This window comes from Mycobacterium sp. (assembly GCF_035499775.1).
GTDB lineage: Bacteria > Actinomycetota > Actinomycetes > Mycobacteriales > Mycobacteriaceae > Mycobacterium.
Window position 1 is genome coordinate 1 of record NZ_DATJYB010000394.1, and the last position, 10,141, is coordinate 10,141.

General features: G+C 66.3%; 8 protein-coding genes and 1 pseudogene. 4 read left to right on the forward strand and 5 right to left on the reverse strand.

What is annotated here, in order from left to right; genetic code table 11:
* Together ipdE1 and ipdF are read left to right on the forward strand one after the other, a co-directional pair.
* A pseudogene (gene ipdE1, locus VML93_RS24510) lies at positions 1–750 on the forward strand (acyl-CoA dehydrogenase IpdE1); the annotation flags it as partial.
* Complete coding sequence (ipdF, locus tag VML93_RS24515) at positions 747–1,535, forward strand: (5R,7aS)-5-hydroxy-7a-methyl-1-oxo-2,3,5,6,7,7a-hexahydro-1H-indene-carboxyl-CoA reductase (RefSeq protein WP_325614870.1); 789 nt, start codon at positions 747–749, stop codon at positions 1,533–1,535. The pseudogene ipdE1 and the gene ipdF, both read left to right, overlap by 4 nt.
* Positions 1,536–1,652: 117 nt before the next feature.
* On the opposite strand, the gene VML93_RS24520 is transcribed toward ipdF, so the two are convergent.
* Positions 1,653–1,850, reverse strand: a complete 198-nt coding sequence (locus VML93_RS24520) for a hypothetical protein (protein WP_325614871.1) — start codon at positions 1,848–1,850, stop codon at positions 1,653–1,655.
* Positions 1,851–1,908: 58 nt separating this feature from the next.
* Between VML93_RS24520 and kstR2 the strand changes: the two genes are divergently transcribed.
* Both kstR2 and fadA6 read left to right on the forward strand, forming a co-directional pair.
* Positions 1,909–2,511, forward strand: coding sequence for a TetR family transcriptional regulator KstR2 (gene kstR2, locus VML93_RS24525; RefSeq protein WP_325614872.1), 603 nt, complete (start codon positions 1,909–1,911; stop codon positions 2,509–2,511).
* A 56-nt stretch (positions 2,512–2,567) separates the two neighbouring features.
* Positions 2,568–3,728: a steroid 3-ketoacyl-CoA thiolase FadA6 gene (gene fadA6, locus VML93_RS24530; protein ID WP_325614873.1), complete on the forward strand. Its 1,161-nt coding sequence runs from the start codon at positions 2,568–2,570 to the stop codon at positions 3,726–3,728.
* Positions 3,729–3,746: 18 nt separating this feature from the next.
* On the opposite strand, the gene VML93_RS24535 is transcribed toward fadA6, so the two are convergent.
* From VML93_RS24535 to VML93_RS24550, 4 genes are all read right to left on the reverse strand, one after another.
* The gene (locus VML93_RS24535) at positions 3,747–4,745 is read right to left on the reverse strand and encodes an adenylate/guanylate cyclase domain-containing protein (RefSeq protein ID WP_325614874.1); all 999 of its coding nucleotides are present in this window, start codon (positions 4,743–4,745) and stop codon (positions 3,747–3,749) included.
* 29 nt (positions 4,746–4,774) lie between these two features.
* The gene (locus VML93_RS24540; RefSeq protein ID WP_325614875.1) at positions 4,775–7,903 is read right to left on the reverse strand and encodes a peptidase domain-containing ABC transporter; all 3,129 of its coding nucleotides are present in this window, start codon (positions 7,901–7,903) and stop codon (positions 4,775–4,777) included.
* A gap of 9 nt (positions 7,904–7,912) precedes the next feature.
* Positions 7,913–9,922 (reverse strand): fatty acid desaturase, encoded by a 2,010-nt coding sequence (locus VML93_RS24545; RefSeq protein WP_325614876.1) that lies wholly within the window; start codon positions 9,920–9,922, stop codon positions 7,913–7,915.
* 30 nt (positions 9,923–9,952) lie between these two features.
* On the reverse strand, positions 9,953–10,141 hold a 189-nt coding region (locus tag VML93_RS24550), incomplete at its 5' end, for a nitronate monooxygenase (protein WP_325614877.1).

Genomic DNA, 10,141 nt, shown 5'->3' on the forward strand with positions numbered 1-10,141 from the left:
GGCAGCGACCTGGCCAACGTCTCGACCGCGGCCGAGCTTGACGGCGACCAATGGGTGATCAACGGCCAGAAGGTGTGGACGTCGCTGGCCCACCTGTCGCAGTGGTGCTTCGTGGTCGCGCGGACCGAGAAGGGCTCCAAGCGGCACGCCGGGTTGTCGTATCTGCTGGTGCCGCTGGACCAGCCGGGGGTGCAGGTCCGCCCGATCGTTCAGATCACCGGCACCGCGGAGTTCAACGAGGTGTTCTTCGACGACGCCCGCACCGACGCCGATCTGGTGGTCGGCCAGCCGGGCGACGGGTGGCGGGTCGCGATGGGAACGCTGACCTTCGAGCGCGGCGTCTCGACGCTGGGTCAGCAGATCCTCTTCGCCCGTGAGCTGTCCAACCTGGCGCGCCTCGCGCAGCGCAACGGCGCCGCCGACGACCCGCTGATTCGGGAGCGGCTGACGCGGGCGTGGACCGGGCTGCAGGCCATGCGCAGCTATGCCCTGGCCACCATGGATGTTGAGCAGCCCGGCCAGGACAACGTGTCGAAGTTGTTGTGGGCCAACTGGCATCGCAGCCTGGGCGAGCTGGCGATGGACGTGATCGGCAAGCCCGGCATGACCATGGCCGACGGCGAATTCGACGAATGGCAGCGGCTGTATCTGTTCACCCGCGCCGACACCATCTACGGCGGGTCCAACGAGATTCAGCGCAACATCATCGCCGAGCGGGTCCTCGGCCTACCCCGAGAGGCGAAGGGATGAGCCTGTCCGAGACACCGAAAGAAATTGCCGGACACGGACTTCTGGACGGCAAGGTGGTCGTGGTGACCGCCGCCGCGGGCACCGGCATCGGTTCGGCGACGGCGCGCCGCGCGCTGGCCGAGGGCGCCGATGTGGTGGTCTCCGACCACCACGAACGACGGCTGGGCGAGACCGCCGCCGAACTGGCCGGCCTGGGGCTGGGCCGGGTCGAGAGCGTGGTGTGCGACGTCACGTCCACCGCCCAGGTCGACGCGCTGATCGATTCGACCACCGCGCGGATGGGACGCATCGACGTGCTGGTCAACAACGCCGGCCTGGGCGGGCAGACGCCGGTGGCCGACATGACCGACGACGAGTGGGACCGCGTCCTGGATGTGACCCTGACGTCGGTGTTCCGGGCCACCCGGGCGGCGCTGCGGTACTTCCGCGATGCTCCGCACGGCGGGGTGATCGTCAACAACGCCAGCGTGCTGGGCTGGCGGGCCCAGCACTCGCAGGCCCACTACGCGGCCGCCAAGGCCGGGGTGATGGCGTTAACCCGTTGCAGCGCAATCGAAGCCGCCGAGTACGGGGTACGGATCAATGCGGTGTCGCCGAGCATCGCGCGGCACAAGTTCCTGGACAAGACCACGTCGGCCGACCTGCTCGATCGGCTGTCGGCCCGCGAAGCGTTCGGCCGGGCCGCCGAACCCTGGGAAGTGGCCGCCACTATCGCCTTTCTGGCCAGCGACTACTCGAGTTACCTCACTGGCGAAGTGATCTCGGTGTCCAGCCAGCACCCGTGAGCTGATCGGCTCCTGGCACCCAACCGGCGAGCGTGCACAAGATGCCAGCCGTACCGGCGGCGACTCTGTGTACATTTGCGCACGTTCGCGGCGGAAGCCGGCGGACGAGCGACGCGATCAGGGCAGCCGGGCGCCGATCGCAACGCCGAGGCCGATGAAGCCGGACACAAACGTGCCGGTGTTCAGCGCCCCCGATACCACGCCGCTGACGCCGGGGAACGCGTCCGGTTGGGTGGGGATGCCGGTATTGAGGAAGCCGGTAATGCTGCCATTCGCGCTGCTGCCGCCGCCCGCCTCGTTGAAGAAGCCCGACATTGCGCCCGGCGCGGAACCCCAGCTCGCCAAGCAAGCGCTTGGTTGATACTCTGGTCGGATGGACCGAGTGACCGGTCAGGCGAACAGCCGACGCGACGAATTGCTGGAACTCGCCGCGACGATGTTCGCCGAGCGCGGATTGCGCGCCACCACCGTGCGCGACATCGCCGACGGTGCCGGCATCCTGTCCGGCAGTCTGTATCACCACTTCTCCTCCAAGGAGGAGATGGTCGACGAGCTGTTGCGTAGCTTCCTCGACTGGCTGTTCGCCCGCTACCGCGAAATCATGGACACCGAGTCCAACCCGCTGGCGCGGCTCAAGGGGCTGTTCATGGCGTCGTTCGAGGCGATCGAGCATCGGCATGCGCAGGTCGTCATCTATCAGGACGAGGCTCAGCGGCTGTTGTCACAGCCCCGGTTCGCCTACATCGAGGACATGAACCGTGAGCAGCGCAAGATGTGGGTCGAGGTCCTCAGTCAAGGCGTCGACGAGGGTTATTTCCGCCCCGACCTCGACGTCGACCTGGTCTACCGTTTCATCCGTGACACCACCTGGGTGTCGGTGCGCTGGTATCAACCGGGCGGGCCGCTCACCGCGGAGCAGGTGGGTCGGCAATATCTCGCCATCGTGCTGGGCGGTATCACCAAAGAAGGAGTCTGAAACATGTTCCGTGTCGGCGACGATGCAGAGCGAGGCGATGAGGAGGAGCGACACCAATGACAGAGGCGTACGTCATCGAAGCTGTACGTACCGCGGTTGGCAAGCGCGGCGGCGCACTGGCCGGGATACATCCCGTGGACCTGGGGGCGCTGGCCTGGCGCGGCCTGCTCGATCGGGCCGACGTCGACCCCGCCGCCGTCGACGATGTGATCGCCGGTTGCGTCGATGCCATCGGGGGGCAGGCCGGCAACATCGCCCGACTGTCGTGGCTGGCGGCGGGCTATCCCGAAGAGGTTCCCGGTGTCACCGTGGACCGGCAGTGCGGCTCCAGCCAGCAGGCGATTTCCTTTGGCGCACAAGCGATCATGTCCGGTACGGCCGACGTCATCGTGGCCGGCGGCGTGCAGAACATGAGCCAGATCCCGATCTCGTCGGCGATGACCGTCGCCGAGCAGTTCGGATTCACCTCGCCGACCAACGAGTCCAAGCAGTGGCTGCACCGCTACGGCGATCAGGAGATCTCACAGTTCCGCGGCTCGGAGCTGATCGCCGAGAAGTGGAACATCTCGCGTGAGGAGATGGAGCGCTTCGCGCTGACCAGCCACGAGCGCGCCTTCGCGGCGATCCGCGGCGGCCACTTCGACAACGAAATCCTCACTGTCGAAACCGAATCCGGCCCGTTCCGGGTAGACGAGGGCCCACGCGAGTCGTCGCTGGAGAAGATGGCCGGCCTCAAGCCGCTGGTCGAGGGGGGCCGGCTGACGGCCGCGATGGCCAGCCAGATTTCCGACGGCGCCAGCGCGGTGCTGCTTGCTTCCGAGCAGGCCGTCAAAGACCACGGGCTGACCCCGCGCGCCCGCATCCACCACATCAGCACCCGCGGCGCGGACCCGGTGTTCATGCTGACCGGGCCCATCCCCGCCACCCGCTACGCGCTGGAGAAGGCAGGCCTCTCGATCGGCGACATCGACACCGTCGAGATCAACGAGGCGTTCGCCCCGGTAGTTTTGGCCTGGCTCAAGGAGATCAAGGCTGACCCGGAGAAGGTGAACCCCAACGGCGGGGCGATCGCTCTCGGTCATCCGCTGGGCGCCACCGGGGCCAAACTGTTCACCACCATGCTCAACGAGCTGGAGCGCACCGGCGGCCGGTACGGGCTGCAGACCATGTGCGAGGGCGGCGGCACCGCCAACGTCACAATCATCGAGCGGCTGTGAATCGTTGCCCCTGAGGCTTTAAGTTTTGGCGACCCGCCAAGGAGCTGTCGGCTCACCGTCCTCAGACAGCCGGCGCACGACCGGATACACGGTCTCCTTGACCTTTCGGCCCTTGATCGCGACTTGCTCGGCCTCGCCCCAAACATATTGCGCCGCAACGGCGTTGTGCACGGACTCGGTGACCATCACGGCCGCGTGCCCGGCTCGTCCAGCGATGCCGGACAACCGGAACGCCACGTTGGTCGCGTCGCCGATCACGGCCTCGACCGTCCTCGTCATCGCCGTGATCGCTGCGGTACCCTGCACCACCCCCCAGCCCATGGTGATCGGCGAGCCGTGCGGGTCACGCAATGCCAGCGAGGGCGCGATTTCCTCGACTTTCTTGTTCGCGGCGAGGGCGAAGTCGATCGCGAGCTCGTTAGCGCCAGGCAGTCTGTCCAGTTCCCAGACCGCGTATATCGCGTCGCCGGCGTAGTGGTTGAGCGTGCCGCGATGGTCGCGCAACACCCTGCGGAGGTCGCCCCAGAGGTGGTTCAGGCTGGTAGCGATCACCTTGTTGTCGGTGACTTCGGAGATCGTCGAGTAGTTGGTGATGTCCCCGACCACCATCACCATGGCCGCTTCGGTGATTCGGGCCACGGTGCGGTTGAGGGTGCCCTTGCTCTTCTGGCCCGCGTTGAACCGGTCCGATCGAAAGGTGAGTTCGACGTCGCCGATCTGGATCTCGTCTTCGGGCTTGATGGGGACCGGGACGGCGCGCTCTAGCCGCGCGCCGTTCACCGACGTCCCGTTGGTGCTGGTGTCGATGATGAATGCCTGGTCGGTGGCGGCGTCCAAACGGATTTCAAGGTGGGTCCGCGAGATACCGGGATCGCGGATCACCAGTCGGCGATGTTTGCTGATCCCCGCGCACTCGCGGCCGACGAAGAGTTGATCGAAGATGGGCACGATGCTGTCGCCGCTGTCGGCGTGCATGACCAGATGGGCCAGCTGCACGTCCTCCGATTCGGTATCCACGTTGACCAAGTTAGTCGCACTCGGGTAGCTCACATAGTGAGTTGCTGGCTGCACAGGTAGTAGTACAGACCTTCGCGCGCCATCAGCTCGTCGTGCGTCCCGACTTCGGCCAGTCGACCTTTCTCAAGCACCATGATGACGTCGGCGTCGCGCACGGTGCTGAGCCGATGCGCAATCACGAACGAGGTGCGACCCTGCAACAGCTGGTCGAGATTTTCTTTCACCGCCCGCTCCGACTCGGTGTCGAGCGCGCTGGTGGCTTCGTCGAAGACCAGCACGGGCGGACGGTGGCCGACGGCGCGGGCGATCGCGATGCGCTGGCGCTGGCCGCCGGACAGCAGCAGGCCCGATTCGCCGATGCGGGTTTCGTAACCCAGCGGGAGGCGCTCGATGAACACCGCGGCGTTGGCCACCCGTGCCGCCCACATCACCTGCTCCGGGTCGGGATGCTCCGTACCGAACGCGATGTTCTCCGCGATCGTCGCGTCGAACATGTGATTGTCTTGCAGCACGAAGCCGATCTGGCGTCGTAGCTGGCGCAGGTCGAGGCTGGTCAGCTCCATGCTGTCGTAGAGGACGTTGCCGCCGGTCGGCTCGAGCAGTCCGCACAGGCACTTGATCAGCGTGGTCTTGCCGGAGCCGCTCCGACCGACGATGGCCACCCGGGTACCCGGCTGGACTTCGATGTCGATCTCGTCCAGAACGGGGGCCTGCGCCGGACCGGGATACCGAAAAGTCAAGCGCCTGAAGTGAACATGGCCGGAGAGGGTTTTCACCGGCGTCGGTTCCGAGTGGTCCGCACCCCGCTCCGGCTGTTGCTCGAGGATGTCGTTGAGCCGATCCAGCAAGACGACCGACCGCTGCACCACGTCCCATGTCATGACCAGGTTCATGATCGGCTGGTTGCTGAGCAGCACCAGGGCGTTGAAGGAGATGAGTTCCCCGATCGTCATCTGGTTGTGCACCACTTGCAGCGCGCCGAGCCACAAAAAGAGGGCCAGTGACAAGAAGGAAACCAGTTGGACCGCACCGTTGTAGAGCATTGCGGTGCGATCCGCCTTGTAGACCTTGCCGGACAGATCGTCGAACTGGTCGAGCAGGATCCGGCGCAGCGACTTTTCCGCACCCATCGCCTTCACGGTCTCGATGCCCCGGATGGAGTCGATTTGCCGGGACTGGTATTTGCCCCAGCACTCTTCGAGCCCCTCGTAGGTCGGCCGCAACCGGGTCTGGCTGTAGCGCATCAATGCCCAGTACAGCGGCAGTGCGGTCACCAGATAGATGAGCGCGAGTCGCCAACTGAAGACGAACATGATCGCCAGGGCGACGACCACCTGCGCGGCGGCGGTCAGGCACTGGACTCCGCGATTTATCGCGAGCTCACGCACGATCTGCATGCCGCCCAGCCGGCGGGCGATGTCGCCGATGCGGCGCGCGTGAAAGTAGCTCATCGGCAGCGAGAGCAGCGCCGCAGACAGCGAGTCCAGGCTGTCCCGGTCGATGTGCACGGCGACGCGGCTGAGCATGATCCGTTGGACGACCGTCACCAGCACGGACAGCGCGAGCGCGCCGAGCATGACCAGCACCAGCACTGTGAGCAGCCGCACGTCGTGTTCGCGGATCACCCGGTCGACCACGAACTTGCTCAGCACCGGAATCAGCATCGAGCCGCCCGCGGACAGGAAGGACAGCACCACCCCCATCAGGAGTAGGTGCCGGTGCGGCTTGAAGAAGCCGAACAACCAGCCGAACCGCGACTGTTGTTCGGGGACTTCCCCTAACGCCTCGGTAGGGGCCAGGAAGGCGGCATAACCCGACCATTTCGACTCGAAGTCGGATCGCGTCAGGCGCCGGCACCCTTTCGCGGGATCGGCAACCCATGCGTGCTGGTCACCGATGTCGTAGACAACGAGCCAGTGGTTGTTCGGCCAGTTCAAGATCGCCGGCAGCGGCATCGTGTCCAGCTGGCTCTTGGACACCTTCGCGGTGCGCGCGCGGAACCCGAGTGACTCGGCACCGCGGCCGATACCCAGCAGGCTGGTCCCGTCCGCAGCGGTCTGGACAGCGTCGCGCACCCGCGTGGATGACACCTTGCGACCGTGATAACGGCACATCATGCCCAGTGCAGCGGCGCCGGCATCCGCCGCGTCGACCTGCAGCAGCACCGGAAACTTGCGGATGCGCTTGGGCGGCCGGGCGAATCCGTCGAATTCCTCGATTTCTATGGCGGCCTGCGGCTTTGGTCGCGGGTACGGGCTGTCCGCCGCGGGGGCCTGCTCGGAGCCCAGAACTTCCTGTCCCGGCGCGTCCGCCGGCAGCAGCTCCTCGGCGAAGTCGAGCGGGACGTGCGCGATGCGGCGGTAGTCGAACGAGGACACGCGCTGCTCGACGCGTTCGGCGAACTTCGGGTGCTCGGCGATCAGCCGGGCGAACAGTTTCGGCGGCAACGCCCACAATTCGCAATCGCTGACCGCCTCGACCGTGGCCGTGCGATCGGTACCGCGCAACAGCGACACCTCGCCGAAGAAGTCGCCGCGGCGCAGATACTGCCGCTGTTCGCGGGAGCCGTCGCTGTCGACATACGCGCGCAGCCGGCCCTGCCGGACGACATACAGCGGGCCGGCCGGCTCGCCCTGGCGAATCACCAGCTCGCCGGCACTGACCGACTCGGCGGTGAGCCCGTCCAGCAACAGCAGTACACCCTTGGGGGGCAGATCGGCGAAGGCCGGGTATTGGCGCAGGAAATCGCGTAGCTCGTGGCGCCGGACGTACAGGTCGACGTAATGCCTGACGCCCGGCTCGCTGCGGACCAGCGCGTCGAACACCGCGCGCTCCAGACGCAGCGCCTCCACCGGGCTGGACGCGCGCACCGTGGCCGTGCGTCGCCGCTCGGGCTCCAGCAACGCGCGTTCACCGAAGACGTCTCCGGAGTGCAGAACGTTGAGCGGCACCTCCTCGCCGTGATCACCCGTTTTGATCACCCGCGCGGTACCCGACTGGATCACGAACAACGCGTCGGCCTCGTCGCCTTCGGCGACGATCACTTCTCCGAAACCGAATTCCACCGGCGTCAACGACGCCTCCACCAGTCGGCGGACATCGCTGGGCATCAGCTCCAGCAGCGAGATCCGGCGCAGCTCGGCCGGCGGCCCTGCCATGCTCGGTCTTCAGGCGTCGTAGTCGACGGCCACGAACGGCGTCGTCGGGTGTGACTGGCAGGTCAAGATGTAGCCGGCGTCCAGCTCGGCCCGCCCGAGCGCGAAGTTGTGATCCATTTCGACGTTGCCGTCGACCAGCTTCGCGCGGCAGGTGCCGCACGCTCCGCCCATGCAGGCGTACGGCGCGTCGCTACGACGCTGCAGCGCGCCCTCCAGGATCGAGTCGCCGGGGACCAGGTCGAAGGTGTCCTGTTCTCCGCCCAGCGTGAAGGTCACGGTCGCGGCCTCGTAGCTGCGCTCGGTCGCGGGGCGGGTCTCGTAGCCGTGGAACAGCTCGAGATGAATGCGCTCGGAGTCCACGCAATGCTCGAGCAGCATGTCGCGCACCGTGGTACTCATTTCCATTGGGCCGCAGATGAACCACTCGTCGACGCTGTTCGGCTGCAGGCTGCCGGTCAGCCAGAGATTCAGTTTCGCCCGATCGATCCGGCCGCGCAGCTCCGGGGTGTGCAGCTGCTCGCTGGACAGCACGTGCAGGATCTCCAGGCGGTCGGCGTAGCGCGACTCGAGCCGATCCAGCTCGGCCCGGAACATTGTCGACTCCTTGGTGCGGTTGCCGTAGATCAGGGTGAATCGGCTCTCGGTTTCGATCTCCAGCGTCGTGGCGAGGATGGACAGCACCGGGGTGATCCCGCTGCCGGCCACCACGCCCACGTAGTGCTTGCGGTTCAGTGGGTGCAGCGGGGTGCCGAACCGGCCGGTCGGGGTCATCAGCTCCAGCACGTCGCCGGCCTTGAGGTCATTGGTCACGAATGTCGAAAACGCCCCGCCCGGAATGTGTTTGACGGCGATCCGCAACTGTGCGCGGGTGGCCGGGGCGCAGATCGAGTAGTTGCGCCGAATGCCTTCGCCGCCCAGGTCGGTGCGCACCGTGACGTGCTGGCCGGGCTCGAACCGGAACGCGTCCTGCAAAGCCTCGGGCACCGCGAACGTCACCAGCGTGCTGTCGGCGGTGATGGGATCCACCGACGCGACCGGGATGCGGTGCGGCACCGCGTGCGGCGAACTCGAGCGGGCCGGCATCCGCACCGGAAGCAGCTTTGAGAGCCTGCCGTTCAGCTCCTTCCACTCCCGGAACTCGTCCGGATTCAGTTGCTGCCCAAAGACTGTGGAGATCGCGGCGTTGCGCTCCAGGTACGCCTCTTCGTTGCGGTGCCAGGTCCGCAGGTAGCGATAGAAGGGCACCGACGGATGCAGGTGGTGCACCAGGTGGTAGTTCTGCGACAGCAGCACCGGCGTGAACAGCCACTCTGCGCCGACCCGGTTGCGGGTGGCGCGATAACGGTTGGTGCGCTGGGTGTCCCGCAGCCCGTGGTGGGGCAGCCAGTCGAACCACCAGGCCAGGATCGTGAGCCCGATGCGTTGCGGGATCAGGAACACGGCCGCCAGCGTCCAGAAGTTTCCGGTGACGACAGCGACGATCAGGCCGGTGACGCTGAGCGTCAACATCACCAGCGTCTCGGCGACCTCGGCGACCGGCCGGCTGCGGGCGCGCGGGAGGTAGTACCTGAGGTAGAAGTACTCGACCATCGACCAGCGCAACGGGAGCATCCACCACTTGCCGTGCGAGGCGAACGTGTCGGGATCTTCGTCGTCGTCGTAGGAGTGCCGGTGATGCTGGATGTGGATGTAGCCGAACGACGGGAACGCGACCACCGGCCCGACGAAGAGCCAGGCCAGCCGCCCCATCAGCCCATTCACCCAGCGCGTCGAGCTGATCGAGTAATGCGAGGCGTCGTGCACGACGGTGAACATCACGAAGGTCACCGTCGCGTTGACCGGGATCGTCACCCAAAACAGCATCCAGCCATTGACATAACCGACCGTCGACACGACGAAAGCGGTCAACGCGGCGAGGAAGATCCCGACGGTGGGCAGGGCCAGTTTGGGAACCGCCTCGCCGGGATCCGGCAAAGCGTGATGCGCGGGAGCGGCCTGGTCTACCTCGATGGTCGACATAGCTGAAAGAGCGTAGTCGACACCCGTCAACTACTCCACCAGCAAAGACGCGGCCTGCAGGTGGGTGATCGCGTCCTGCACGATCGACTCGATCAGCTCGGCGCACGACGGCAGATCCTCGATGATGCCGGCGACCTGACCGGACGCCAGCACCCCGGCCTCGGTATTGCCCTCGACCAGCCCGGCCTTCAGCAGCATCGGGGTGTTCGCCGCCATCAC

Coding starts and splice junctions, on each gene's coding strand:
- ipdF (WP_325614870.1), top strand. CDS start 747: ATGAGCCTGTCCGAGACACCGAAAGAAATTGCCGGACACGGACTTCTG.
- kstR2 (WP_325614872.1), top strand. CDS start 1,909: ATGGACCGAGTGACCGGTCAGGCGAACAGCCGACGCGACGAATTGCTG.
- VML93_RS24520 (WP_325614871.1), bottom strand. CDS start 1,850: ATGTCGGGCTTCTTCAACGAGGCGGGCGGCGGCAGCAGCGCGAATGGC.
- VML93_RS24540 (WP_325614875.1), bottom strand. CDS start 7,903: ATGGCAGGGCCGCCGGCCGAGCTGCGCCGGATCTCGCTGCTGGAGCTG.
- VML93_RS24545 (WP_325614876.1), bottom strand. CDS start 9,922: ATGTCGACCATCGAGGTAGACCAGGCCGCTCCCGCGCATCACGCTTTG.
- fadA6 (WP_325614873.1), top strand. CDS start 2,568: ATGACAGAGGCGTACGTCATCGAAGCTGTACGTACCGCGGTTGGCAAG.